Source organism: Anabaena sp. CA = ATCC 33047 (assembly GCF_963870205.1).
Taxonomy (GTDB): domain Bacteria; phylum Cyanobacteriota; class Cyanobacteriia; order Cyanobacteriales; family Nostocaceae; genus Trichormus.
This window is the reverse complement of record NZ_CAWMSA010000044.1, coordinates 552,200-578,591: the sequence shown is the minus strand read 5'-3', so window position 1 is coordinate 578,591 and position 26,392 is coordinate 552,200. Positions and strand designations below refer to the sequence as shown.

29 protein-coding genes and 1 pseudogene are annotated in these 26,392 nt (G+C 39.6%); 6 read left to right on the top strand and 24 right to left on the bottom strand.

Annotated features, from left to right (window positions below):
• Window positions 1-70: 70 nt before the first annotated feature.
• From AACS98_RS14525 to AACS98_RS14510, 4 genes are all read right to left on the bottom strand, one after another.
• Window positions 71-715 (bottom strand): HAD-IA family hydrolase, encoded by a 645-nt coding sequence (locus AACS98_RS14525; RefSeq protein WP_066380953.1) that lies wholly within the window; start codon window positions 713-715, stop codon window positions 71-73.
• A 61-nt stretch (window positions 716-776) separates the two neighbouring features.
• On the bottom strand, window positions 777-1,985 hold the full coding sequence (locus AACS98_RS14520; protein ID WP_066381035.1) for an NAD(P)/FAD-dependent oxidoreductase: 1,209 nt from the start codon (window positions 1,983-1,985) through the stop codon (window positions 777-779).
• 142 nt (window positions 1,986-2,127) lie between these two features.
• Entirely contained in the window at window positions 2,128-2,373 is a 246-nt protein-coding gene (locus tag AACS98_RS14515) for a ChaB family protein (protein WP_066380951.1), read from the bottom strand.
• Window positions 2,374-2,793: 420 nt separating this feature from the next.
• Window positions 2,794-4,422 (bottom strand): DUF655 domain-containing protein, encoded by a 1,629-nt coding sequence (locus AACS98_RS14510; protein ID WP_066380949.1) that lies wholly within the window; start codon window positions 4,420-4,422, stop codon window positions 2,794-2,796.
• Between the two features lie 188 nt (window positions 4,423-4,610).
• Here AACS98_RS14510 and AACS98_RS14505 point away from each other — a divergent pair, with 188 nt between their 5' ends.
• Window positions 4,611-5,780, top strand: a complete 1,170-nt coding sequence (locus AACS98_RS14505; protein ID WP_066380947.1) for a cysteine desulfurase family protein — start codon at window positions 4,611-4,613, stop codon at window positions 5,778-5,780.
• Between the two features lie 23 nt (window positions 5,781-5,803).
• Here the strand turns inward: AACS98_RS14505 and AACS98_RS14500 are convergent, their stop codons facing one another.
• Both AACS98_RS14500 and AACS98_RS14495 read right to left on the bottom strand, forming a co-directional pair.
• Complete coding sequence (locus tag AACS98_RS14500; RefSeq protein ID WP_066380945.1) at window positions 5,804-6,205, bottom strand: PIN domain-containing protein; 402 nt, start codon at window positions 6,203-6,205, stop codon at window positions 5,804-5,806.
• On the bottom strand, window positions 6,198-6,470 hold the full coding sequence (locus tag AACS98_RS14495) for an AbrB/MazE/SpoVT family DNA-binding domain-containing protein (RefSeq protein ID WP_066380943.1): 273 nt from the start codon (window positions 6,468-6,470) through the stop codon (window positions 6,198-6,200). Before AACS98_RS14495 ends, AACS98_RS14500 begins: the two co-directional genes overlap by 8 nt.
• 236 nt (window positions 6,471-6,706) lie before the next feature.
• Here AACS98_RS14495 and AACS98_RS14490 point away from each other — a divergent pair, with 236 nt between their 5' ends.
• Window positions 6,707-7,021 (top strand): hypothetical protein, encoded by a 315-nt coding sequence (locus AACS98_RS14490; protein ID WP_066380941.1) that lies wholly within the window; start codon window positions 6,707-6,709, stop codon window positions 7,019-7,021.
• On the top strand, window positions 7,011-7,391 hold the full coding sequence (locus AACS98_RS14485) for a pentapeptide repeat-containing protein (RefSeq protein ID WP_066380939.1): 381 nt from the start codon (window positions 7,011-7,013) through the stop codon (window positions 7,389-7,391). Before AACS98_RS14490 ends, AACS98_RS14485 begins: the two co-directional genes overlap by 11 nt.
• A gap of 5 nt (window positions 7,392-7,396) precedes the next feature.
• On the opposite strand, the gene AACS98_RS14480 is transcribed toward AACS98_RS14485, so the two are convergent.
• From AACS98_RS14480 to AACS98_RS14460, 5 genes are all read right to left on the bottom strand, one after another.
• The gene (locus AACS98_RS14480; protein ID WP_066380937.1) at window positions 7,397-8,212 is read right to left on the bottom strand and encodes a DUF1838 domain-containing protein; all 816 of its coding nucleotides are present in this window, start codon (window positions 8,210-8,212) and stop codon (window positions 7,397-7,399) included.
• Window positions 8,213-8,286: 74 nt separating this feature from the next.
• The gene (locus AACS98_RS14475) at window positions 8,287-9,474 is read right to left on the bottom strand and encodes an AbrB family transcriptional regulator (RefSeq protein ID WP_066380935.1); all 1,188 of its coding nucleotides are present in this window, start codon (window positions 9,472-9,474) and stop codon (window positions 8,287-8,289) included.
• A 252-nt stretch (window positions 9,475-9,726) separates the two neighbouring features.
• A complete protein-coding gene (locus AACS98_RS14470; RefSeq protein ID WP_066380934.1) occupies window positions 9,727-10,065 on the bottom strand; it encodes a hypothetical protein in 339 nt (112 codons plus the stop codon).
• A 587-nt stretch (window positions 10,066-10,652) separates the two neighbouring features.
• Window positions 10,653-11,039, bottom strand: coding sequence for a nuclear transport factor 2 family protein (locus AACS98_RS14465; RefSeq protein ID WP_066380933.1), 387 nt, complete (start codon window positions 11,037-11,039; stop codon window positions 10,653-10,655).
• A 71-nt stretch (window positions 11,040-11,110) separates the two neighbouring features.
• Window positions 11,111-11,527 (bottom strand): Lin0512 family protein, encoded by a 417-nt coding sequence (locus tag AACS98_RS14460; RefSeq protein ID WP_066381033.1) that lies wholly within the window; start codon window positions 11,525-11,527, stop codon window positions 11,111-11,113.
• Between the two features lie 147 nt (window positions 11,528-11,674).
• On the opposite strand from AACS98_RS14460, the gene AACS98_RS14455 reads away from it, so the two are divergent.
• On the top strand, window positions 11,675-12,034 hold the full coding sequence (locus AACS98_RS14455) for a pentapeptide repeat-containing protein (RefSeq protein ID WP_066380932.1): 360 nt from the start codon (window positions 11,675-11,677) through the stop codon (window positions 12,032-12,034).
• A 6-nt stretch (window positions 12,035-12,040) separates the two neighbouring features.
• Here AACS98_RS14455 and AACS98_RS14450 read toward each other — a convergent pair.
• Window positions 12,041-12,291 (bottom strand): annotated as a pseudogene (locus AACS98_RS14450) (hypothetical protein).
• Here AACS98_RS14450 and AACS98_RS14445 point away from each other — a divergent pair.
• Together AACS98_RS14445 and AACS98_RS14440 are read left to right on the top strand one after the other, a co-directional pair.
• Window positions 12,290-13,315, top strand: coding sequence for a sodium:calcium antiporter (locus tag AACS98_RS14445; protein ID WP_066380931.1), 1,026 nt, complete (start codon window positions 12,290-12,292; stop codon window positions 13,313-13,315). The pseudogene AACS98_RS14450 and the gene AACS98_RS14445 sit on opposite strands and share 2 nt — an antisense overlap.
• A 72-nt stretch (window positions 13,316-13,387) precedes the next feature.
• Entirely contained in the window at window positions 13,388-14,425 is a 1,038-nt protein-coding gene (locus AACS98_RS14440) for a fatty acid desaturase family protein (protein ID WP_066380929.1), read from the top strand.
• Here the strand turns inward: AACS98_RS14440 and truB are convergent.
• The 12 genes from truB to AACS98_RS14380 all read right to left on the bottom strand — a co-directional run bounded on the left by truB (window position 14,390) and on the right by AACS98_RS14380 (window position 25,890).
• Entirely contained in the window at window positions 14,390-15,268 is an 879-nt protein-coding gene (gene truB, locus AACS98_RS14435; RefSeq protein ID WP_066380927.1) for a tRNA pseudouridine(55) synthase TruB, read from the bottom strand. The two genes, AACS98_RS14440 and truB, sit on opposite strands and share 36 nt — an antisense overlap.
• 56 nt (window positions 15,269-15,324) lie before the next feature.
• Complete coding sequence (locus tag AACS98_RS14430; RefSeq protein ID WP_066380925.1) at window positions 15,325-16,266, bottom strand: ribonuclease Z; 942 nt, start codon at window positions 16,264-16,266, stop codon at window positions 15,325-15,327.
• 126 nt (window positions 16,267-16,392) lie between these two features.
• Window positions 16,393-16,557 carry a hypothetical protein gene (locus tag AACS98_RS14425; RefSeq protein ID WP_156481562.1) on the bottom strand — a complete coding sequence of 55 codons (165 nt, stop codon included), beginning with the start codon at window positions 16,555-16,557 and terminating at the stop codon, window positions 16,393-16,395.
• A 298-nt stretch (window positions 16,558-16,855) separates the two neighbouring features.
• Complete coding sequence (locus AACS98_RS14420; protein ID WP_066380924.1) at window positions 16,856-18,751, bottom strand: CHASE2 domain-containing protein; 1,896 nt, start codon at window positions 18,749-18,751, stop codon at window positions 16,856-16,858.
• A 143-nt stretch (window positions 18,752-18,894) separates the two neighbouring features.
• The gene (locus AACS98_RS14415; RefSeq protein ID WP_066380922.1) at window positions 18,895-19,572 is read right to left on the bottom strand and encodes a response regulator; all 678 of its coding nucleotides are present in this window, start codon (window positions 19,570-19,572) and stop codon (window positions 18,895-18,897) included.
• A 146-nt stretch (window positions 19,573-19,718) separates the two neighbouring features.
• Window positions 19,719-20,378 (bottom strand): hypothetical protein, encoded by a 660-nt coding sequence (locus AACS98_RS14410; protein WP_066380919.1) that lies wholly within the window; start codon window positions 20,376-20,378, stop codon window positions 19,719-19,721.
• A 110-nt stretch (window positions 20,379-20,488) separates the two neighbouring features.
• Entirely contained in the window at window positions 20,489-21,901 is a 1,413-nt protein-coding gene (locus AACS98_RS14405) for an HlyD family efflux transporter periplasmic adaptor subunit (RefSeq protein WP_066380917.1), read from the bottom strand.
• A 233-nt stretch (window positions 21,902-22,134) separates the two neighbouring features.
• Window positions 22,135-24,285, bottom strand: a complete 2,151-nt coding sequence (locus AACS98_RS14400; protein WP_066380915.1) for a peptidase domain-containing ABC transporter — start codon at window positions 24,283-24,285, stop codon at window positions 22,135-22,137.
• A gap of 217 nt (window positions 24,286-24,502) precedes the next feature.
• Window positions 24,503-24,712: a hypothetical protein gene (locus AACS98_RS14395; RefSeq protein ID WP_066380914.1), complete on the bottom strand. Its 210-nt coding sequence runs from the start codon at window positions 24,710-24,712 to the stop codon at window positions 24,503-24,505.
• Window positions 24,713-24,754: 42 nt separating this feature from the next.
• Complete coding sequence (locus AACS98_RS14390; RefSeq protein ID WP_066380913.1) at window positions 24,755-25,057, bottom strand: hypothetical protein; 303 nt, start codon at window positions 25,055-25,057, stop codon at window positions 24,755-24,757.
• A 53-nt stretch (window positions 25,058-25,110) separates the two neighbouring features.
• Window positions 25,111-25,335, bottom strand: a complete 225-nt coding sequence (locus AACS98_RS14385) for a hypothetical protein (RefSeq protein WP_066380912.1) — start codon at window positions 25,333-25,335, stop codon at window positions 25,111-25,113.
• A 357-nt stretch (window positions 25,336-25,692) separates the two neighbouring features.
• Window positions 25,693-25,890: a hypothetical protein gene (locus AACS98_RS14380; RefSeq protein ID WP_156481561.1), complete on the bottom strand. Its 198-nt coding sequence runs from the start codon at window positions 25,888-25,890 to the stop codon at window positions 25,693-25,695.
• Between the last annotated feature and the right edge of the window lie 502 nt (window positions 25,891-26,392).

The following is a 26,392-nucleotide window of genomic DNA, read 5'->3' as shown; positions in this document are numbered from 1 at the left end:
CTAATGACTAATGACTAATGACTAATGACTAATGACTAATGACTAATGACTAATGACTAATGACTAATAACTAATTCCTATTAATCCAAATACCTCTGAGTCCGGCGGCTTTAGCTCCTTGATAATCTTCTACGATGCTATCACCAATATGCCAAGCTGACTCAGGGGAACACTCATGCTTTTCTAAAGCTTCAGCAAAAATTTTCTGATCTGGTTTAGCTGCACCTACTTGGGTGGAAATTGTCACGGTTTTGAAAAATTCATTCAATCCTAAACTTTGCAAAACTGAGTAAATTCGAGAATCGAAATTAGATACTACACCTAATTCAATCCCTAAATGTTGCCAATTGCTGAGAGATTGCACAACATCGGGATAGATAAACCACGGTTCAGCCGTGCCGAAATGTATGTAAAGCTCACCAAAAAAGCTAGAAAAGTCAGAAAATTTTGATATTACGCCCGCTTTTTCAAAGGTATTCACAGCAATGCTGCGCCACCATTCAAATTCTAATTGAGCAATATCATGTAATTCCGCATCAGGAAATATCGGTGGAGGTGCGGCTTTAAAACTTTGGGTAAATGTTTGATCTAAAATTTCTGCGGAAACTTCTACACCAAACTCTAAGGCTATCTGACTATAAATTTTACCGACGCTGCCTTTGACACCAAATAGTGTACCCACAGCATCTAAAAAAATCACTTTGGGTCTTTCCATTCAACCTGCTGACGATGATGACTGTTAAATTTAGGATTTTGGCTAGTGAATATTGCAGTGGTTATTTACCATCTGCTAAGGAAGAAATTGTTTCTATCATAGGACGGACTAACCAGTTAAAACCAACTTTGAGTTGATGATCTAAAGTTGGCATTCTATACAGATAAGCCAGACGACGACCAATATAGGCTAAAGTACCATCTAGCTTAATTCCTAAACTTGTTAAGGTGGCGTTATCTGTGCCTAATGCCATCATTTCGCCTAGTGGCTGATAGCGGAAAGGTAACAGGGGACGATGAGTTAAGGAAGCCCAGATATTCCAAGCTGTGTAGTCGGCTTGTTGAAAAGCGGCTTGTGCAGTGGCGGGAATTTGTTGACCTTCTGCGTCTAGACAGTCGGCTAAGTCTCCTAAAGCAAAGATTTCGGGATGATCCAGAACTTGTAGGGTGGGTGTGGTTGTGATTTGATTGCGTTGATTTTGTTTTAAAGGTAGGCTTTTGACTACTGGTGCAACTCTTGTCCCTACAGTCCAGATGACTAAATCTACAGGAATCGTATCGACTTGATTTTTATATTCTAGGGAGATGGTATCTTGGGCGATGGATTCAACTTTGGTTTCTAAATCGAGGAATACACCCCGCGCTTCTAAGGCTTTTTTGGCGGCTTCGCGGTTAAATTCTGGGGAAGTCCGTAAAATTTGGTCGCTAATTTCGATTAGGCGAAAGCGTCCTTTGTCTCCTAGTCGGTCGGCTAACTTACAGGCTAATTCTACACCACTGTAGCCAGCCCCTACAATTGCGACTCGAATTTTATCGGTTGTTGATTCTTCTAGGACTCGTAGACGTTCTTCTAAACGATAGGCATCAGTAATTGTGCGGAAGGTGTAAGCATAGGATGTTGCGCCGGGAACTAAGTCTAGGGGGGTTTCTCCTCCTAATGCTAAGACTAGGCGATCGTAGGGGATTTCTGGGCCGTCTTGCAGGTGTACCCGTTGTTGGTCGATGTCGATACCAGAGACGACTGTTTGATAAAAACGGACACCAGTTCCTTGTAACAATTCTGCAAAGGGAGGGGCGATTTCCCAGGTTTGTAATTCTCCGGTGAGTAATTCGTAGAGTAGGGGGGAAAATAAGAAGCGATCGCTTTGGTCTACTAAAACAATTTCTGGTTTCTGTTGAGATTCCCAAGGTAGTTGACTTAAACGCAACGCTGTGTATAAGCCACCAAAGCCGCCACCAAGGATTACAATTCTCATATTTTGTTCAGTCATGGTTTGATCAATAGTCCATCCCAGCAAAGCCAATCACTTTCAGTTTAATGATTTATTGCGGTCTGTGACAGCATCATCCTGGAATTTCAACCCCGAATTTTCAGAGAAACCGGGGTTATGGACTTTGACAAACCGCTTTGATCTAATTACCACCAGATGTTACAGCTTTGTGGTGTATTGCTGTATCTTCTGGTTTTCTGTGCCATTGGCGATCGCTACCTTGTTCATATTCATTTCTTACACTACTCCAGGCCACATCACAAGCCCCCTGTTCACTCATACCATCCCTTTGGGCAGAGTTGAATGCAGCCATAAACATTTGCTGGGCGTGTTCTGGTAATTGTTCTTTGATATCTTGGGGTAATTCATCTATTTTGTTGTAAGGCATAAATTTATTCTCATGTTCTCTACTTGGATTTATGTTAAAAAATGAAAGTTTAATTTTCCTCTTTCTAGCAGTAGAGTTGTATTCATACTTGCGTTTGGATGAGAGGATTATTTAAAGGTTCGCGCCAAGACGCAAAGCGGCTTCTCGCAGAGTAGGCGCAAAGACGCAAAGGTGCTGCTTGCAGAATAGGCGCAAAGAAAACTGCTTATCTTGGTGAAACTGCGTCTACTTAAATAGGCTTATTCCCTATTACCTACTCTTTAATACCAAATTAATATGAAGCTGCATAGAATATATGTTGAGAATAATTGAACGCAGATACACGCAGATACACGCGGATAAATTAATGGAGTTTATATTATGTGCAACCTCATATAAAATTGGTATAATTACACCATGAATTTTAAAAAATTACACAATTTAAAACTCAATCCTACTTTCCCAGTTAGCTATCATTTTATTACTTATTCCTGGTATTTGTTCTAAGTCTTGTATTGAAGTAAATTTTCTTTGTTGTCGGGCGATGATTATCTTTTGGGCTAACTTTTTACCTACTCCTGGTAAGGTGGTTAATTCTTCTAAACTGGCTGTGTTGATATTAACGATTTGCGTGGTTTTATTTTCTGTAGAAGTGGGTGTGATGATTTGAGGACATTGTTTTTTTTCGGCTTGAATTTTGGTTTGTATTCTTTCTGGAATACCGACTTGAGCCTGAGTGTAAAGTCGTGCAAATTCCCGTGCATAATGTTGGGCGATGGTCGGATTTTCAATAATTATTAATGTTTCATCGTTAGCGTTATTAGCTGCAACTGACCAGTTATGTGAACCTGTAATTACAGTTCTATTATCTACAACTGAGTATTTATGATGTAATAAATCTCCTTTGGGTAATGTGGGTACGCCTACTGTGGTAAGCGGATTTTTCCAAGGCTTGTTATCTACTTCATATTTACATTTCTCACTCAAAGCTACACCCATCATATCTAAGGCTTCGCTATAGGAACGATAGGCAAATTGTCTGTCAATCAAAGCCCGAATTGATACATTTTCTTGATGACGTTTTTCCAGAATATTTGCTAGGCGTTGTTCTGAAAATACAAATAATGCCATATCAATGGATTGAGTAGATGAATTTAAGACTTCGCCTATTAAACCGTTACTTGTATTAGTCCAGGGTTGGGTGGGGGAAGTGGGCGAGAAATGAATAGTAATTTTGTTGTCGCCTAATGTAATTGTTTGGGGCGAACGGATAGGTTTTTGCAAACCAAATTTACTATCTAATTTTCCACCTGAACCATCTCCCCACATTAGGTTAAATTCTTCTGTGAATAATTGGGCTAGTTCGGGACTATCAATTTTTAATAAGTTGTTGGCATTTCCTAAACTTTTGAGATTAGTAAAATCCCCATGTACATCACTCAGGGTGAAATTGGCGGAAGTAATAACCACAATGCGATTATCAACTATTATAAATTTGTGGTGCATCAGGTTACTACCTGCTGAACCATCTGCTTGATCATCTATGTAAGGAATTTTGGCATTTTGCAAAATAATCAAAGCATCCCTTTGATTATTTTCCTCTGGGCTGAGTTGATTATCTTGATTTTGATCGATAAATTTAAAATATTCTTGATATCGTTCTTGTTCTCTGGGGGGTAATTTCTTGACTTGTTCAGGAGTTAAACTACTCCAAGGACGGGTATAGTTATTTTCCAAGATTACCCTAACTTTGATGCCCTGATTTTGTTTATCTTGTAAGGCTTGGGCAATTTTAGGTAAACGCAATTCTTGTACTGCCACATCTATGGTAGATTGAGCTTGAGCGATCGCCTCAATTATCTGTTGTTCTAAGTTATCCCCTAGTCGAGTTTGCTGACGATAGGGTTCTTGATATTCGGCAGACTGGGAATGATTAAAATAAACTTGGATAAATGGATCTTGTGGTAAAGGTGCTAGACGCTGATTTTGGGGTTGGACTTGTTGACAAGCAGTAATTGTCAATGCTAAAGAACATACCCAAAAGTTCTTGAGTGTGTGAAAAATCTGCACGATAATCTGCTAAAAGTAAATTGGGACTAAATAAATTTATAATTCCCCAAATCACCTAGACAAGATTAACTAAATGAATAGCGATATCAGCAGTATTATTCATTCTTTTTCATGATTCATCAATTGATGTATCTATGCTGAAAATATAAGCAGTCCGTTGTTATTGTATTTTGATTCGATTTAATGATATGCAAATATATCTAGATTACAGCGCAACTACTCCCACTCGTCCAGAGGCGATCGCAGCTATGCAAGCATCACTCACCCAACAATGGGGAAATCCTTCTAGTTTGCATGAGTGGGGACAACGGGCTGCTACTATTGTAGAACAGGCGAGACTGCAAGTAGCTGGTTTGATTAATGCTGCAACTCCAGAAGCGATGATTTTTACTTCTGGCGGTACAGAGTCAAATAACTTGGTAATCATGGGTATTGCGCGACTGTACGCCGTACCGCAACATATAATTATTTCCAGTGTGGAACATTCCGCCATTGCTGAACCAGCCAAGCTACTGGAAAATTGGGGATGGGAAGTTACCCGCTTAGGGGTAGATAGCAAAGGTAGAGTCAACCCCCAAGATTTACAAGCAGCACTTCGACATCACACTGTTTTAGTGTCGATTATTTACGGACAAAGTGAAATAGGCACAGTGCAACCCATCGCCGAATTAGGCGAGATAACCCGACAACATGGGGCTTTATTTCATACCGATGCAGTGCAAGCTGTAGGACGTTTACCTATAGATGTACAGCAAATACCTGTAGATTTACTGAGTTTATCTAGTCATAAATTATATGGGCCTCAAGGTGCGGGGGCTTTATATGTGCGTCCGGGAGTAGAGTTAATACCGTTATTGGGTGGTGGTGGACAAGAAAAAGGTTTACGTTCTGGTACACAAGCATTACCAGCGATCGCAGGTTTTGGAGTCGCCGCCGAATTAGCAGCGCAAGAATTAGCACAAGAAACACCGAGATTAATTCAGTTACGCGATCGCTTATTTTCATTATTAGCAGATGTCCCCGGTTTAATTCCCACAGGTGATTTACAACATCGCTTACCCCACCACGTCAGTTTTTGTTTAGAATACGCCGACGGCAAAAAACTCAGTGGTAAAACCTTAGTTCGCCAACTCAACCTAGCTGGGATTGGTATAAGTGCAGGTTCAGCTTGTCACAGTGGTAAACTTAGCCCCAGTCCGGTACTGTTAGCGATGGGTTATCCCGAAACAGCAGCATTAGGAGGAATTCGCCTCACCTTGGGACGCGATACCACCCAAGCTGATGTAGATTGGACAGCGATGGTATTAAAACAAGTTTTGCAGAGATTGACACCAGATTTATCTTTGTCTATCAATTAAATTGATCACCAAACTTAATTTGATCAACGAATCACAGTGATAGCAACTCCGACAGATAAACTGCTCCATATTTTATCTGCTGTTAATACAGGTAGATTTAAGCGTTTACCTAAAGCCAGACAAGTGCGATCGCCTAATGACAAACCTGCTCTTTTGGTAACAGGTCGCAATTGAGCTATGGTGATAGCATCTTCTTGATTACAATCAATATTTTCTAGGCTATTTTCTAATAGTCCTTCATTTCTTAATTGTTGAATAATTTCTTCAGGATTTTCTCCTAAATCAACAATTTTTGATAGTATCTCTACCCAATTAATAATACTGATATAGCACCCATTAATCAAGGCGGTTTCAACAATATCTGCACCTTGCTCATCTCTCAAATAAGCTAAAAAAGCAGAAGCATCTAAAACAAATTTACTCATTTAAAGCTTCAAGCCGACGTTCTTGAATAAGTTCATTAACTAAATTTATATCGGGTGACTTATCTTTTAACAAGCCTCGTAATTTTTTAACTTGTTGTTTGAGGCTGACTAACTGAAGTTTACCATTATCTTGAAGTGTTAAAATCAAGCGATCGCCTGATTCTAAATTCAGTTTTTGTTGTATTTCTTTGGGTAAAGTTAAACGTCCTTCGGCTTCAATATCAACTGTGTAGTGTTGAGGAAAGGATAAATTATTAAGTGTCATCAGATGATAATATACTGCTTTCGTTACTAATCCTAGTTTAGCAAAGACGCTAGACTAGAAAACCCCATACCTCTCATCAAACCCCTCCGCGCGACGGCAGTCGCTACAAGTCTGGCGACCGAACGCGCTGCCTCCCCTCCGCGTTAAAAAAAATAAAACCTTGAGAATACACCCACCACACCAGCCAGCAACAGAGTATCTTAGAAATAGAGGTTTGATAGTTGTTGAGTCGCGTCATGAATACAGAAGAATTCCAGCGATTAATCGAAAAACAACGCCCATGTCCTCAAACACTACCGAAAGCCCTACAGGCTTTGTGGCATGACAAAAAAGGTGATTGGAACCAAGCGCATGACATTGTACAAACTGCTAACGATGCTGACAGTGCATGGGTTCACGCCTACCTCCACCGCAAAGAAGGCGATTTAAATAACGCTCGTTACTGGTACACACGCAGTAATCAGCCAGAGTTTACCGGGGAACTCTACCAGGAATGGGAACAGATCACTTCTTTATTACTGAAAAAAGTCAATACAACTCATGGATGCTGAGGACATAAAACGCCGTTATGCTGCTGGTGAAAGATATTTCCCAGCAGCGAACTTAATTAAAGCCAGACTGATTAAAGCCTATCTCCCTGGTATCAATTTATGGGGTGCAGATTTGAGTGATGCTAACTTAGCTCAAGCTAAACTGTGGGGAGCAGACTTAAGCAGAACTAATCTAGCTAATGCCAATTTGACTAGAACAAATTTGTGTGGAGTTAAGCTCAATGAAGCAAATCTCCGAGGAGCTAAACTGAACTTTGCTAAGTTGTATGGAGCAGATTTAACCGGAGCTTGTTACGATGAAACTACCCGCTTTTCTAGAGGGTTTGACCCTGTGAGTAGAAATATGCGGAAGTTTGAGACTAAGAGCTAATAATATCAAGTTTCTTCTGGTGCGGGTAGGGGGAAGGTTTCACCAGCTAGGTAGGCTTGAAAGTGTTTTTGGAAGTATAACCAAGATGTCATATCTTCGCCGTCAATAAAAGCTTTTGGAGCTTGCTTATACAAAGGTACACGGTGATTAATTTCATCTTGGAGTAGTGGGGGTAATTCTGTTAAGCCATGAACTTTACTACCCGATGCACTATATATTAGATGACCAGGGCGATCGCTCATTTTCATCCACGGCAACCATTGACCAATTCTATCCCAACTGAGTCTCAGTTGCGACACCGAAGTTAGTTCTGAATTAAATAAATCTGCGGTTGGAACTGTGAGTTTAAATAATTCTGCTGCTTGATAAGTTTGATAAGGACTGTATTCGGCTAGTTGTGGATCTGTTGCCAAAGGGTTGGGGTATGTTGGGAAAATATCAAAGACAAAGGTTGTCGTTTCTCCCTCTACCTGTGCCGGGAATTTACCTTTAAAATGACCCTGTACCGGATTATTTGCAACGTGCATGACTGGTACTATTTCACCTGTCCAGGGGTTTTCCCATTTTCTTAAAATCTCGTTGTTTTCTGGGTCTAAATAGTAGGTAAGTTCCCTAGAGGTAAAATCCCAACTATCTGCATCGGTGGGAATGCACCTACTGACACTTACTCCCACCATTTTAAACAGTAGTTTTCGTTTTTCACCGGGAGTAAAGGCGTAAATTTTACCTGTCCAGGTGAGAAATGTTGATTGGCTGGAGTCAAGGGAAGAACGAGTTTTTACCCAATGCTGGGCTGCTAATTCTTGAATTTGGGCTACCATCTACAGCATCCTGAAACAATTCAAAATTCAAAATTCAAAATTCAAAATTAAGGAATTTATTCCCTGATAAATTTTTAAGCAGGTTTTGACATTTGTGCGTCTAGACGGCGAAAGAGAAATAACCATAGGGGTAAAGAACTGTTAATAGCGATGAGTCGGACTAAATGCCCTGTGGTGACTATTTCTACATTATGATCTAATGCTAGAGAAACCAAAATCATTTCTGCTGCACCTCCTGGTGCTGTGACTAACAAACAAGTTAACCAGTCCCATGAGGTTAATTGCATGGCTAAAATAGTAGCGATCGCACCAGCAATCAAGGTCATAACTACAGACATCAACGCATAAACTACCGTCCTTTTGCCAAAATTTGGTTTTTCTCCCCAATATTCACCAATGGTAATACCTAGCAGCATTTGACCGACTATATTCATCGCTGGTGGTGGATTGAAGTGAACACCACTAAACACAGGCAACCAATCTAAAATGGCATTAAACGCCAGTCCCATCAATAAAGCTGCAAAAAAATCACCCGCCGGAATTTTCAACTTTAGGGATAAATAAACGATCACGCTACTAATCAGCAAGGCTACCCCAAGTAATTGTAGTTGTACAGGCTCAAAATTTATCCCAGCATTAACCACTGATGGGGTTGAGGTATTCCAGTAATTACCAACTGCTGTTCTCGCAATCAAGGGAATCAGCAAAACTACAGAGGTAACACGTATCGCTTGCACTAAAGCGACTAAGGTAACATTACGATTATAATCGGCGGCAATTGATGACATGACTCCCACACCACCGGGAACTGTAGCCAGCATCGCTGTTAAAATGTTGGTCTTGCTCAACCGAGAGTAAATGTAACCGATAACACTACCACACAAAAGTAAGAATATAGTCAGCAATATAAATATAGGAATTCCTACCGCTAGGCTAGTTAAATCACTATTGCTATTGGAAACACCCACAGCCATACCCACCAACACCATCCCGAATTTTCTGGCTATGCGGTTGGGTTGAGGACTAAATTTATAAAAAACCCGACAGCATTGCAAAACTGTTGTACCAGAGGCGATACCGCCAAATATCCACACAATCCCGCCGATGTTTAATTGCGTTAACGCTAAACCCAGAGGTAAAGCCAGCAGCATTTCTAAACCAAGAATTATGATTTGCTTGACAATTTTACTCTTTTGTGATGTAAGATTATTTTCATTGGTGGGTGCTTTTGGAATGGGAGAAAGACTTACACTTTGATTCATTGAAAGGTGTTTGATCAATTAATTTAACTATGCACTTAAATTTACGCGATCGCCTAAAACTCGTCACTTCTCAGTTTATAGTATAAGTCTGTATTAAAAAACACATACAAAACCACTATAAAATTCCACGATAACATCAATTAATAAACGTTTATAGGTTCTTATACCAATTTTATGTGAGACTGCGCTAAATAAATGATGTAGAAACATTATATATAACGTCTCTACATCCATAAATCACGAGAAACGGTATTAATCTTCGTCTAAAGCCGGAAAAATCTCTTCAAACTTCCATAATTCATCACGATTGTTGACAAACCATAGCCGAGTTTCTGGAGTCAATTGTTGCCAAATAATATCACCAGGGATATCCGGTGAGGCATAGCGATATTTATAACCCAATGCTTTCAGGTTGTCGAGTACATGATCAGGAATACCGAATGTTTCCCAATCAACTTGGATGTATCTTCCTGAAACACCCCCAGCCGGATCAAAAATCAATTGTGCGGCGCGGATTAAATCAGCAAAGTGTGTTGGTTTAAGAACAGCTAGCTGTTGCATTTGCAGCGATGCGTCATGCTCTTGAGACATTTTTACTACAGTAATCCAAGATGTTTGTCTGTTGAACTTACTGCCAGAGATTCTTACACCAAGAGAAAATAATGATAGTCAAGGATAGAATTTACATCATTATTTTTAGTTTAGCGCAGAGTGGCTGTAGTGCTGAACGGAAGTGAAGACAAGACAAATATTGTTTGTAGTAAGGACTTTAGTCCTTACATTTGCTGAGATTGCTGGAAAGTTGATTTTTATTAAAAATGTGAATTCTTGGCAAGTTGGTAAGTAATAATCATGAAAGATGACTAACTCCATCCCTCAAGTCTTGAGTGAAATTAATTAACTTGTTGGTTTGATTAGATTTCACGCACAAATACAAATAATTTTAAGTTTTTTGCTCAAGGTGTTGAGACAAAAACTGAAATTTAGAGGTGATAGCAATGATGACAATGTTTTGGTTAACAGTAATTGGTTTTATTTGGCTGGTGGGTTTAAGCCTGTTAGCAGAAATTTGGTTCTACGAAGAAGAACAAGAATTATGAGCAACAAAAAAGCCTTTGGTGATATTTGCAATTCATCAAAGGCTGATTAATGTAAATCAACCGCAAAAATAGACTGTGCTAAGAACGTAACTGTGCAATCATTTGCGCGGGACTCCAATAAGCGCGGGTTGTTTGAATTTTACCGTCGGCGTTCATCTCAAAAATGGTAATTCCCTCAAATTGTACTGATTTACCACTCTTGCTGATGCCTGTCATTGTCCATTTAACGGCTGCTTCATTACTGGCAATAAATATATGCTCAGTTGTGGCTTCTAATTTCTCAAATACTGCTTGCAACTGTCCAATAAATTGGCGATATCCTTCATGAACTTTTGCGGGTGGTTCTCCCACTGGATCATGACTGACAGCATCTACGGCAAAATTATCTAGCCATCCTTCTGGATTCATAGCTGCAATGTTGGTATAGTAAGCAGCAATCACCTTTTCAATGGTATCGTTTGACATGATTGAGTTTTGTTGATGGTTGGCAAAAGATGCACTGTTTGAATACGGTTGATAATTCTACCGTCGAATGTTTATTTATGGGTTTCGATCAGGACTGTAACAGCTGCGATCGCCACTAGCATCTCATCATTTTTATCATTCAGGGAAGGTATAGCCCGTCCTTGTACTACCATCCCCCCAGATTCTACAGTTAAGCTTTTGCGCCCGAAAGGTAAAACAGCTAAAACTTCTTCTTCTCTAACTTGTTCGGGATAGGGTACAGCTACCTGAACTTCTACAATCATCTCATTGGGATCACTTAAAAGAGCGACTTCCCAAACTCCAGGTAAAGCATTGTGAGCGATCGCATTTCGTACTGCTCTAGCTGCTGCTACTGTCGGTTCTTGTCCATGCTGATCTACTCCCATCCCCATCTCAATAATCAAGCGTTTCCGCAGTGTTTGCTCGTTTTGGGATGTTTCGCTAGATTCCCCTTGAGAAAAATTCATATCTCTAAATTGTGTCATATTACCTCTGCAAAAATGCCTCTAGGCTCTCATCCTCAATCGTGTGAGGGATGTCAAGCAATGGTTGTACTGCTTATGATTATTTCACTAGCAGTGAAATAAAGTCTCAATTCCTAAGAGGTAGATGTGATGAATGTAGATGAATTTCTCAGACGATATGCTGCTGGCGAGCGTGATTTTTCTCAGGTTGATTTAAGTAGAGCAAATCTCGGTGAAGCCATCCTCCATCAAGTGAACCTGAGTGGTGCAAATTTGAGTCAAGCCAATTTAAATAAAGCTCACCTAGAACAAGCAAATCTCAGTAATGCTGATTTAAGTACAGCTTATCTCACCGCCGCCCATTTACAACAAGCTAACTTGCAAGGAGCTAATCTGCATAAAGCTGATTTGGATCGTGCTGACCTCACATCAGCTAACTTGTATAATGCCAATCTAGAAGGAGCTAATTTTCGTAATGCCACCCTCCCAGATGGTACAGTCTCAGATTAGAGAGAATTAAGTCGCTTTGGGTTGATGCCATAACGTGAGATGCAACGCAGAACAGTAGTAAACCCGTCAACTATCCAATCGTAGATTTGCGCTGCTTGTGCTAAAGCTACCTTTTCTGAACGATAAAGCCGAGGCGTAGGAAAAAAGGCTTGACCATTGATGTGTATGGCTGCAATCTGCCAATAGTCGCTTTCTTCAACCTCCGGTAAAACTTCTAAAAACCCGCCATTGTAAGGTTCAATTCTTCCTATATTCATGAATGGAACTCAACTACTTTTTTATATTGGTTTGATTGTGGTATCTACGGCTGTGGTTTGGAAAGGTAGCTTGATTCTCGAATCTGCTGCTGATAAATTAGCTACATATTATCAGCTACCGCCGATTGTTCAAGGGGCTGTAATTGAAGCTGTTGGCTCAAGTTTCCCGGAACTTTCTACTACTGTTGTGGCTACACTCATTCATGGTGAGTTTGATTTGGGTGTATCAAGTATCGTCGGTTCAGCTATCTTTAATATTTTAGTCATCCCTGGACTTTCGGGTTTGATGGGGAAACGCCTGACTTTTGATCGGGTTTTGGTTTACAAAGATGCTCAGTTCTACATTACTAGCGTGACTGTACTGTTATTGGCGTTTGCTTTTTCACTGATTTACAATCCCGTAGCTAACACCAGATGGCAAGGTACACTAAATCGCCCAATTGCTTTGATGCCAATCGCTCTTTATGGAGTTTACCTATTTTTACAGCAGCAAGACACCGTAGAACAACAGCACAATCAGAAACATGAACAGTTATCTCCAGACATACAAGTGGGAAAAGAGTGGCTACGCTTATTGTTCAGTCTGGCTTTGATTGTAGCTGCTGTAGAGGGATTGGTGCGTTCAGCCATTGGGTTAGGTAATGTCTTAAATACGCCTAATTTTCTGTGGGGTTTGACTATCATTGCTGCGGGTACTAGCTTACCAGATGCCTTTGTAAGTATCAGAGCCGCAAGGAAAGGACAGGGTGACGTTAGCTTGGCTAATGTTTTGGGTAGTAATATTTTTGACTTACTTGTGGCGATTCCCGTCGGTGTGCTGATTGCAGGTGCATCAACCGTTAATTTTGCTGTCACAGCACCACTCATGGGAGTTCTGACTTTAGCCACGATTATTCTGTTTACAATGCTACGTACAAATTTGGTACTGAGCAAGAAAGAATGTATACTTCTTTTGGGATGTTATATAGTCTTCATTGGGTGGATGGGTTTGGAAACTTTTGGCATCACAAACTGGGTTTTGTAGTGGTTGCAGAAAGGGAAATTTTTTGATGATTGTGCGATGGTTAGGGTGTGTGGTGTATTTCAATAGTAGATTATGGGCGATCGCACTCCAACTTTAAATCAACTGTCTAGGGAATTACAACAAGTCACCGCCGATTTACAGCAAGTTAATCCTGGCGCGGGACTACTGCGCTTTAGTATCTTGGGTTTAATATTTCTCAGTCTGGTAACGTTAGCTTGGTCGGTACACAACAATATTGTATTTGTGGTTGCAACCATATTAGCAGGAATGTTTTATGCTTTTTGGCTAGTTTGCACCCATGATATGACTCATCATACTTTCACAGGCTGGGTGTGGTTTGATACTGTCATCCCGCGCTTGATTAGCTGGCCGATGTTGTGGCCTTATAGTCTTTATGCCGAACTACACAGCTTACATCATGGCTGGAATGGTATTGATTTTCGCGATCCCGAAAGAGTACAATGGACTGGGCAAGAATACCAACAAGCACACCCGATTTTAAAATGGTATGTGCGTCATCAGTGGAGTTGTGATATTTTCCTCCTCGGTGGAATTGGGTTGATTATTAAAACTTTTGTGATGGCTGTACGCTTGCAGCAGTTAGTCTCGCGGATGCGTCGCCAAATATTTCTGGATGTTGCAGCGATATTAATTATACAAGCTGTGCTGTTGACTGTTGTAATTCTGCATGGTGAATTACTCCGCTATCTCTTATTTTGGTTAATTTTGGAACGGGTAGCGGGAATGATTATGCAAACACGCGATCATTTAGAACACTACGGACTTTGGGGTAAGTTTAGCAATCATCAATTAACACAGCTTTATACTGGGCGCAATCTCAATACTAGCGGCTTGCTGGGCTGGCTGATGGGTGGATTAAACTATCATGGGGTGCATCATGCTTTTCCGGGAATTCCTTTCAACAAACTCCCAGAAGCATTTGAACGCATTCAGGGAGTGTTACAAAAATATCATCTTCCCCCAATACAGTTAGATGCTGGTTATCTCAAGTCTAGTTATCAGTTAAGTGAACATCCGTCATTAATTAGTGAATCTGCAAATGCCTTAGTTCTCTTAGGAAATCGGCTCAAAAACCATCTGGGGAATTAATACACCGTCTTGTAATTCGCCTATTCCTAAGAAACGGGTTTCGGCTTGGTAAACTCGCACTTTTCCAGCTATTTCGGGGGTGAGAGTTATACGTTGTCCTTGACACCATTTTTGGGCTGATATGTCTGGTAAATTCACTGATGGTAAATGTTGTAAGGCGACATCGGGGGGTGTGGGTTGAAATGTGCCAGCTTGTAGTTGTGTTTCTAACTCGCTGAGGGTGAGACTAGCGGTTAAGTTAAAGCCACTGCTTTGAGTGCGAGTTAAAGCAGCGAGAGTGCCACAAGTATTGAGAACAGTACCTAAATCACGAGCGATCGCTCTAATATATGTACCACTGCCACAGGCGATCGCTACATCTAATTCTGGAAACTCCCCCCTGCGCCAATCTAAAACTTCTATACTGAAAATTTCGACTGTTCTGGCGGGAACTTCCACCGTTTCCCCCTGACGCGCCAAATCATACAGGCGTTTCCCTTCGACTTGAATCGCGCTGTAAATTGGTGGTATTTGTTCAATCTTGCCTAAAAATTGACTTAATGCAGTTTTCACCTCTGCTAAGTTCAATTCTGGGCTAGGTTGGGAAGTAATAATTTCACCTTGTAAATCATCCGTTGTAGTTCGCACCCCTAGCCGGATAGTTGCTTTATAGGCTTTCTCTCCGGGAAGATACTGTAACAATCTGGTAGCTTTTCCCACAGCAATTGGTAACACACCTGTAGCCGCAGGATCTAAAGTCCCGGCGTGTCCTATACGTTTGAGGCGTAACAGTTTCCGCACCTTAGCAACGCAATCATGAGAAGTCCAGCCAAAGGGCTTGTTTAAATTAATAAAACCTTGCACAGTTTAACAATTCAAAATTCAAAATTCAAAATGCAAAATTAGTCTGAGAACAATAATTAATTATTTTCTCGTCGTCTTGGTACATCATAAGTCATGAAATCATAAGCCATTTCTGTACGAGGAAAGATTGCACGGGCTTCTTTGAGTAAATCTTTTAAATCCACAGTATTACCAGGAGCATAACGCGGGCTAAAATGAGTCATAATTAACTTATGCGCTGCTGCCGCTAAAGCTGTTTGTGCTGCCATTGTAGTTGTCGAGTGCAACCGTTGAAAAGCCATGTCTGCATCTTGATGAGCAAAAGTAGCTTCGTGAATGAGTATGTCCACATCTTGCGCTAATTCCACAGCACCCTCACAATAAATGGTGTCTGTACAATAAGCAATTTTACGCCCGATTTCTGTAGGGCCGCATAATTCTTGACCATTGATAACTCGCCCATCAGCGAGGGTGACAGTTTCACCGCGCTTAAGTTGACCGTAAATCGGGCCGGAAGGAATTTGTAAAGCTTGGGCTTTTTCCACATCAAAGCGTCCGGCGCGGTCTTTTTCTGCGACGCGATAACCAAAAGCTGTAATGCGGTGATGCAGTAAACCACAGCTGACGGTAAATTCCTTATCCTCGTAAATTACCCCCGGTCGCACGGTATGAACTTTAATAGGATAGGAAAAATGTGTATGGGAGTAACGTGAGGCTGCATGAATATAATCATTTAATCCCGGAGGGCCATAGATATCTACTTTTTCTACATTACCAGCCAAACCACAACTAGCTAAAAGCCCCATTAAGCCAAAAATGTGGTCGCCGTGTAGATGAGTGATAAAAATTCGGGATAGTTGACTCATTTTGAGTTCACTCCGCAACAGTTGATGCTGAGTGCCTTCACCGCAGTCAAACAACCACAGTTCAGCCCTTTGGGGTAATCTGAGGGCGACACTGGAAACATTACGCGATCGCGTGGGTACACCCGAACTTGTCCCTAAAAATGTGATCTGCACAGAGTTTTCTAGCCTTTGTTTTGCTAAATTTTCAGCTCTGTTTTATCTTATCGCCGACCAGACCCTTCTCCCAATTTCTTGTAAAAACGTGATTAATCGCGTCTCTAGTTCCTCTTCCTGAAAGCATCACCCATCCATCACCCTCACACCTGATGAGTCTGAAGATTCTTTGGGGGGTTTTTGGTCATCGGGTGGCTCGTATCCGGCTAATGCAACTTGAGATATGATCACGGTGGTACTCAAAACACAGCTGATCACAAGTTGGTGCAAGAGCCATTGGTTTTGAGTCATGGTTTTTCCTACTCTAATATTTTATTACAATTTATATTTATTTTCTTGGGGAAAAATCCATCTATAATTGCTGTAAATCATGCTAATTTTTATCAGTTCGTAGTGAGGACTTTAGTCCGCTATTTGAGAACCTGAAAAAATCAGGGCTAAAGTCCTGACTACAAACAGTTAGTAGTGAGGACTTTAGTCCTCTATTTGAGAACCAAACAGTTAGTAGTGAGGACTTTAGTCCGCTATTTGAGAACCTGAAAAAATCAGGACTTTATTCCTGATTACAAACTATAATTTTTTGCTAGTGTTACCTTAACCATAATTTGGTGACTGGCCAGGATAATTCACAAATAGTACCATGAGGAAATAGGGGCGATCGCCTAAATTTTCCTTGCAATTGTTGGGCTATATTCACTAATTGTTGTGTACCTCGTCCTGCTTGATGCTCACTCTCACCTAAGCCATTATCTTTAATGCTTAAGCTGTACCAACCATCAGATAAAGAACAAGTTACTTGCAGACGAGTTGCACCTGTCGCGTGTTTACCCACGTTACACAAAGCTTCTTCTAAAAATCTACAAATGCTGCGCTTTTGTTCAATACTTAAACAGCGTTCATCTATCGGTGCAAAGTTACGAATTTTGACTCGAATAGTTTTAAAGCAGGGTAATTCACGCTCTAATGTATAGGTATAAACTTGATAAAGAATATCATGCAAAGGGTCTTGTAAATTTAACACCAAATTGTTGCCCAAATACAAACTTGTATCTTCGGCTGGTGATTCTTTTTGTAAAAATTCGTAAATTCCTCTTAATTCGTAGTTTAATTGCTCTAATTCTTTTTCTATTTGTGGTAATAATTCCGGTGTTGATGTGTTGTGACCACGCAACATTTTTAAAACTTTGGCTAGACTTTGCAACGGGCCATTATGAATTGTTTCAAATGTACTTTCTATGACAGCTTGGCGGGCTTTCTTCCCTGATTTTAAAGCGTAGTCATATTGATATAAAGCTGTGAGTTCCATCCCATTTAACAGCAAAACTAAAATTGCTGGGATGACTGGCACCCACCAACCCCACAGTATGAATAAATAACTAATAATGACTAAACCACAACTAACAACCGCAACTATTATCAGATTCGTTAACGGGTATTTAGTCAATCTAGCAATCGCAATTCCTAAAAAACCCCAGACAAAAATCCATGTATATTCCCATTGTTCATTCCAGGTGTTTAATAGGGGTCTACCATCAAGCACTGCGCTAATAATTTGACTAACGGCGTGGGCTTGAATTTCTACGCCATATACTCGCCCTTTAGCGGGTTTAATCGATTGAGTGGCAGCAGTGGTGATAAAGTCTTTACGGCTAGGTGCGGTGATGCCAATAATCACGATGCGATCGCGTAACCACTCGCCTTTGATTTTACCATTTTTGATATCGCTCCAAGATACCATTCTGAATCTTTCTCGACCACTGCGAAAATTTAGCAATACCTGCACCCCACCCGCATCTGTGCGGATATATCCGCCAGAGTTGGGTAAAAACCTCGGTAGTTCGGTTTTACCAAACCTCATAGCGGCGCGATCGCGTATCCCATTTTCTAACTGTATATTGTGACGGGCTAAATAAGCGGCTGCTAATCTCACCGACAAAGATAATTTATAACCATCAGATGTTGGTGTACCTAACAAACTCCTTCTTAATTTACCGTCAATATCTGTAATTTGGTCAGCAAAACCAATGCGTTCTGGCGGAAAATTTGGCGGCGGAGTAATTCTTTCTGGTAATACCTTTTCTATGGCAATTATATGAGGATGATTTTGTAGAACTTTGACTAATTCATTATGACCGGGATTGACTGGTAAATCTCGATAAATATCAACACCTATGACTCTAGGTTGATATTTTTGTAATTGTAATAACAAAGCGGCTAAATCACGATCAGAGACAGAAGAATGTATTGCATCATGACCACGATTGCGGATATCATCTTCATTAATTCCTACTATGACAATTCTTTCATCAATAGGTTCTTCTGGACGTAAACGCAGAAAATTATCAAAAGCTAACCACTCCAAAGACTGCATTAAACCAATGGAACGAGCAAATACTACCAGCCCAATAACGGCAAATCCAGGTAAAACACCTACTCGCCAAATAGTAATTTCTGCTTTAATTTTTGTCCAAAGTCCAGGAGGCATAAGCGAATTCCCCAGTCTTTAGTGGTAGGTAGTGAATGAGATGAATTCAGAATTATTTAGGGAACAGGGAGGAACAGGAAGGAACAGGAAGGAACAGGAAGGATTAGGGAACAGGGCAAGTTTTTTACTTAGAAATTCCTTAACTAATCAATTAAGCCTTCTAGCCTTGCCCGCATTTCGGTTTGAATGCGAATATTTTTACCCTCTTCAGGATATATATCTAAAGCATCTTGCAGCTTACTCCAATAATGGCGTACCATTCTTTCTGATATACACATTCTTTCGGCAATTGTTTTGTCTTGTAAGCCTTCATCAAACGCTAAATTTAACACTTTCAACCATTCGGGTTTAATTTCTAATCCTGCATGAATGCCTTTGATATCTTTTGTATGGGTTAAGCCTTGTAAAGCCCAATCTACTCTAGTCAACATTTCCTGAGTAGAAAGACTTTTGTCAGCAACTGTCAAACCTCCTTGATGATTATCAATATCTGGTTTAATTCTGACTAATGTTCTGACATGAGCAGTCTGCACAACGATGTTTAAGTGGGGATAATTTTTCATGATATTTCTTAAAAGTTGAATACCCGTATCTGGTCGCGCTGTCACATTGGTATTATTGGGTATAGACAAATCCATAACCACCAGATCGGGTTGTGAAATATTAATTTGCTCAAGTGCATCATGAGCATTGACAGCAGTAATAAACTCAGCGTCAGCATACTGTTTTTTGAGAACGTTTAATGTTCCACTTAAAACTGATTCATGGTCATCAATTACTAAAATTTTCAAGATTGTCTGTTCAGATAATGTTTGTTTCATAATTAACACTCAGTCAATTTATTACACAACTATCAACTGTTTACATCGTTAAAGAGCAATATTTTAACTTAATGAGATTATTTTACCTATAAATTGGTTGAGCAACAGCTATCTTAGTTGAGATTCCCAAGTTTTTAGGACAATATTTACCAACAAAAATACAAAATTACCTGGCGATTATTAATACGATAAAAACATCTACCTGAAGTTAAGATTTGAAAGCTTTCGCAAAGATAATCTAATTCTGGTAAACTGGGATGGCAGATAAATGTAGTAACATCAGGATAATGAATCTGGATGTTTAATTGTCCGAAATTTTTCTGTTGCTTTAAGCTAATATAAATTGTGATTCGCATGAGAATATGCGGCAAAGAAATTGTCAGTAATTCATCTAAAGCTGATAAGACTATTAAACTATGTGCTGCTGACTCATGTCGCCAATTTACAGGCAAATCAAGATGAAAATGTAGATGCGGATTCGCCACTAACCAAGGTTCTAATAAGCACTCAATCGCCAAGGGAAAGTTATCTTGAAGGGATTCTGGAAACAAGCGGTTGCTCAATTGTACTAAAGAGCAATGGAATTGATCAATCTGTTTAAGGTAATCCTGAGTTTGGTCGCGTGATAAATTCAAATTATCTACTACCATTAAATCTAAATTGCGTCGAATGCTGAAGGCTTCTTGTAATAAATCATCACGAATTTTCTCAGCTTCCAGAAAAAGCTTCATGGATTGTCTAGAATACCACCATTGTAATGCTTGTTGAATTCTATGATAAGCTGGCAAAAATCGCACAAGAGTCATGGCGTAGACATTTGAAAGTATAATTTGCGGCTTAGGGTTAGAAGAGGCAAGGGAGGCAAGGAAGATAAGGAAGACAAGGAAGAATCTTTTACCCAGTCCTGATTTCCTACTTATAAGTCTGTAATTAATCTTGCTTTTCTCAAGATGAATTGCAATGCTGTTTCTTGTTGAGAAATAATGTTGGCATCGGCATTCATCCCTGATAGAATCTGACAAGATTTGTTACCATGACCAAATGTGGAATTTTCGGGTTTAATTGTCGCTTCAAAATAACTACCAGTGGGAGTCATAGCACTTGCTGTAGTTGTATTGGTATCATGGCGTTGGGGTGCGATCGCATCTGGAGAAATGGCACTCACCACAGCCTGGAGTGTTCCATAATCAGGGTAGGGACAAGCAGCTACTCGCAATTGCACTTTCTGCCCAATGGCAACTTTTTTAATGTCTGCGGTGGGGATCATGGCTTTAACTACTAAAGGTGTGTTTTGGGGTACAATCTCTGCAATGGGTTCGCTAGCGCGTACAACTTGGCCTGGATTGCGTAAATTTAACTTGAGAATCACACCGTCGCTAGTGGCGCGAATCACACTACTTTGTAATTGCTTGTCTACTTGTTGTAGTTCTTTTTGATATTGGTTGAGTTGGGATTGCATTTCGACTTTGCGCTGCTGAAGAATTTGTTTTTCTTTGTTTAGCGTGGCGATGCTAGCCTCACCTTTAGCCCGTTCTTGGGCGATGCGTTCAGTGGCGATCGCCACTGTTGCCATGCTAGGATTAATCGCAGCTTGGGCTGATTGTAATTGGGCTTGGGCAATTTCTACCGCTTGTTTTTCCCCAGCTAGGAATGATTTAGCTTGTTCGACAACCAGTTTCTTTTGTTCGTATTCTCGTCTACCAATCGCACCAATTTCTGCTAATTGTTGATAGCGATCGCGATCAGCTTTCGCAAACTCTAAATCAGCTTGGGCTTTTTGCAAGTTGGCTAACGCTTTTTGTACGTTAGCTTCAGCCGCTAGGTATTCACTTTCAGTAGTAATTTTTCTTTCTTGGTAATCTCGTTGATTTCTACTTAAATCTGCTTGTGCTGATGCTATTGTACGTTCAATTAATCTAGTTTCGGCGAGAATTTGAGTATCTAAAGTGCTGATTTGGGCATCCATTTGAATCAGTTGTAATTTACCCTGTTGGATATTGCCTTGTAGTAGACTTTGTTTAATTTGTAATTCATCTGTATCCAACTGGGCGATAGGATCACCCCGTTTCACCACTTGATTTTCTGTGACTAAGACACTTTCAACAGTACCTGCCATTTCTGGTTGCACTAACCGCACATCACCAACAGGGCGAACAGTAGCAGCAGCCTTGACTACAACATCATATTTTATCCACCAAGAGAGAGCGATCGCACTGCCAACAGTCGCCATCAGCAATATTCCTAATAAAGAAGTCCAAGGACTAATAGGGGGTAAAAACTCCTCGTTTGCGTCTGCTGGCAGAATTTTTTGATTTTGAACGTACAGCATATTTCACCACCTAATTATCAATATTTTCGACAAATTATTTAAAATGAATTCCCCCCACCTAATACCGTTTCTTCATGTAGCTTGCGTGGCGTAGCCATAGATGCACTTTATTCTGTACTGTAGAGACGTTGCATGCAACGTCTCTACATTATTTATTTGATGCAACTTCATAGACACTGATTGAGAATCGTCAAAGACATAACTTTTCTTCTTCCCACCGCTACCCACATTTATTAAGGCAATAAAAAATCTATATGTTCGCCTGTCTTCGCCCGCAATTCATCTAAAGAACCTTGCATTTGTAACTTACCTTGCTCTAGCAAAACAACCCAATCAGCCCGATTAATTACTTTTGGACGATGACTAATTAAAATTGTGGTTTTGCCTTGACGATGTTGCAATAATTTATCTAAAACCTGGGTTTCACTAACTGGATCAAGTCCACCAGTTGACTCATCTAAAATCAAAACAGGTGGTTCTGTAATTATCGCTCTAGCTATAGCTAAACGTTGACGTTGCCCACCGGAGATGTTAGCCCCAAATTCACCTAAAATAGTTTGATATTTCTCAGGCATTTTACTAATAAACTCATCAGCCCCAGTAATTTGGCAAGCTGTAACAATTTGTTCAAAGGTAACGAAAGGACTGCCTAAACGAAAGTTTTCGACAATGGAACGACTCCAAAAATGAGCATCTTGAGGAACTAATACAACCTGCTGACGTAAACATTCTAAAGATAAATCATCTAGATTATATAAACCAATCCGAATGTTACCTGATTGCAGAGGATATAAACCAGTAATTAGTTTAGCTAGAGTGCTTTTACCACAGCCAGATTTACCAATCAACGCCGTAACTTTACCCCCAGGAATTGTGACAGTAAAGTTATCTAATAAATCAACTCTGCCAGCATAGTGGAAGTTAACACCTGTAAAAACAATATCAGCATCTCCCGCTAATTTGGCGAAAGGCTTTTTACTATCGCCTTCATTTTCTGGTGTAGTGTCTATAACTTCCGTCAGGCGTTGCACAGCAGTTTTAGCAGTAGTAAATTCATCAACAAAACTAATGAGAGTAGCAATTAAAGCGATAAAATTAGCATTCATTGAGTTAAAGGCGAGTAATTGCCCAATACTCAACTTTTCCGCCGGATTAATTACTAAATTACCACCATACCAAAGTAATAAAATCGTACCTACGCCAGAGATAAAATTAGAAAATGTCCCATTAATAACTCCTATTTGTATTGTACGTAATGTCAAGTTTGCTAGATGACTAAAGCGGCTTTGCAGTTCATCTAAAAATTGTGAGCCGGAGGAGGTAGTTTTAAGTGTGAGTGCGCCTTTAAAAGTTTCTACTAAAACGCCTTGAGCTTCCGCATCTTTCACTAAAAGCTCGCGGGTTTTTTGCTGTAAAGTTGGTTGAAATACTATTGTAGATATGGTCATAAAGGCAGATAGAACCAAAGCTACAGCAGTTAATTTCCAGCTATAAAAAGTCATTATAGCCAAAGAAATTACAGCTATAAAAGTTTTGCTAGGTAGGCTGATAACAACTTGAGAAACTAACTGATTAATTTGGTTAATATCTCGGAGACGACTAACAATTTCTCCACTGCGGCGTGCTTCGTAATAAGAGAGAGGTAAGCGGAGAATTTGGCGGCAGAAATCTAAAACAAGTCCTAATTGTAAGCGTTGGGCAAAGTGAGCGATTAAGTTAGACTGTACCCATGATAAACTACTAGAAATAATATTCATTACTACCACAGCGATCGCCATAGTAGTTAGTAGCTTCATATCACCCCTAACTAAAACATCATCGGTAAGAATTTGTATCAGAAAAGGAGACGCTAAAGATAAGACACCTAATAGTAGGTTTAGGGGTAAAGCCTGGGCTAAAATACTGCGAAAATTCCATATCCGCCTAAAGAAACGCCAAAAACCAGCAATCTTATCATCTTCTCCTTGAAAAAACAATTCTGGATTTGGCTCTAATAACAACATTAACCAATCATTCCACCCTTCAACTAAATCCTTTGGCGACAGATAACGAATCCCTACAGCCGGATCAGAGATTACACATTTTTTACCTTTCTTACCATATAAAACTACCCAATGATTACCTTGCCAGTGAATAATTGCTGGTAGAGGTGCTTTGTCAATTTGGTTTAAAATCTCTGGAGAAGTTTTAACAGTGCTAGCCTTAAAACCCAGCGTTTCCGCGCCTCTTTTAAGTCCTAATAAAGTTGTACCAAATTGTCCTGTACCGACAGCTTCACGAATGCGGCTGATTGTAAAATTACGTCCATAATGTTTAGCTATTGCTGCTAGACAAGCAGCCCCACAATCTTCTTCACTATGTTGTAAAACGTGAGCATATTTCATAATTTAATAAACTTGTATTTGTTTACATGCTTTAAATAAATATTCCTAAGAACTTAATTTATAGCTTAAGTTAAGAACATCTATTATTCATTAATTATTTATGTGTTTTCAATTTCCTAAATAAGAAATAAAACCTATATAGCAGTCATACATATCAATAAAAAAACACACAAGTTAAGACTAACTTATGTGTATAAAAACTCAATGTTCTCTAAATTTAGAATACCGAAACAGAGTTCCTAGAAGTGAATATACTAGCTAAGATAGCATTGTCACCAAAAATAGGCCGAATAATTCGGGAATAATTGTTTTCTTTCTCTTGCAGAAAAGGTAAAATTGGTTGTGGACTTTCATTAACAAATCCTCCGCCAATATGGGCAGATTCTTCAGCAGTAACTTCTGTAAAAAAAGGTAATATTTTAATCATATTCATACGTCCTCCATTGATAATTTTCTTGGTATATTAAATCTATAACCAAGGTTCTACATTGTATAATAATTGTGTTAAGAAAAGTGATGAGCCGCTACTGGTGCGATGAGACCGAAATGGTGTAAGTTCTCTTCCCAAGGAAGGGACAAAACTATCGCTTAAGAACCCAGGAACCGGTAGAGCATTGATTAAAAACAGAACTGCTGTAGTTTGTAATATATCAGGAGGAATGTTAAAAGCGTTTGCAACTGCAATATAAGATGCAGCAGTCATCAGCCCACCACCACTAGCATTAGCAGCTTCTTGATCAGATATTTCTGTAAACAAACTGTTATTTTTCATAAATTTTATGCTGCTATCGTCAAATCAAATTTACTTTTTTAGTAGAATTAAAACTACTCAATAATACTGAATAAAGAACCTGGTACTGACAGCGCACCCATTAATAAAAGTAAGCCTATATTGCGTTCTAGATCACCGGCTGGATTACCAGTCAAAGCTTGAATTACATTGAAATATGCAGAAGCTATCAGTAGTCCTCTGAGTCCTCCACCATAAACTTCAGCAGCATCTTCAGCAGATATTTCAGTAAACAGGTTATTTTTTGCTATCGCCTGCATAGTTTGTTACTCCATTTGGATACTTTTTTATTTCATAATCTTGAAAATTAGAATTTTCATACAGTATGTAAATTCGTACTTAGCTTGTTGTAGGTTCATAAAAGATTAATTTAAATGCGCTCAATTCGTTCATATTAAGTGGTAATTGCCAAGCTTATATGAGACGGTGAGCGCATTAATTTCCTCAAATTATCAGAGGAAGAGATTTAGTAATTTGGTGCTATACACTGTTCTTTATCGTTAGTAAAAGGCTGTGATTTTCCTTATTAACTATCAGATATTTACTGGGGTCTAACACCAATTTTATCAAGATGATGAAACTGAAGAAGGAGACAGTTTAACTATCTCATGCTATTATTAGCCAAATATGCCGGCAAGGACACCGATGATGGTAATTTGTCCTTCGTTTGTTTCATCCAGGTCAAATGCGTCTAAAACTGAAGCAAGAGCACCGGCAAGTAAAAGATTCATTCCAGCACTATTGCCACCACCGTTAACATTAGCAGATTGTTCAGCAGAGATTTGAGTGAAAATATTTTTTTCGATAACTTGCATGATCATTTACTCCATTAATAGGATAGTTTTGAGTCGTTATAGCTAGTAGTTGTTTGCCTCTTGTTGGCTCCTCAACTGCTTGCTTGATTACTACAATAGCTGGGAGTAACTAGATGGGTCATTTACAATATCTGTAAACTTAATTGCAGATTTTTTGAGACTCAATTACTCAATTAAGTTGATGGCACTACATAAAAATACACGCTGAAATTAGTGTTTATATAGTTGGGTTATTCCATTTTTCAAATTGTTTGCCAGCAATGAAGCGAATATAGTAATTGAGATTTTTATGTATCTATCTCAGAGGATATTTTAAAAATATTTTGATGAATATCAAAGTCAAGACCTAACCCCCCTACCCCCCTTAGTAGGGAAGGGGGGAATATGTAGAGATATTTCATGAAATGTCTCTACGTCTGTTCTTACTCCCCTCTCCGTGTCGGAGAGGGGTGGGGGGAGAGGTCAAAAAAATACTGTGGCTTCTCGTAGTGTTAATGTTGGG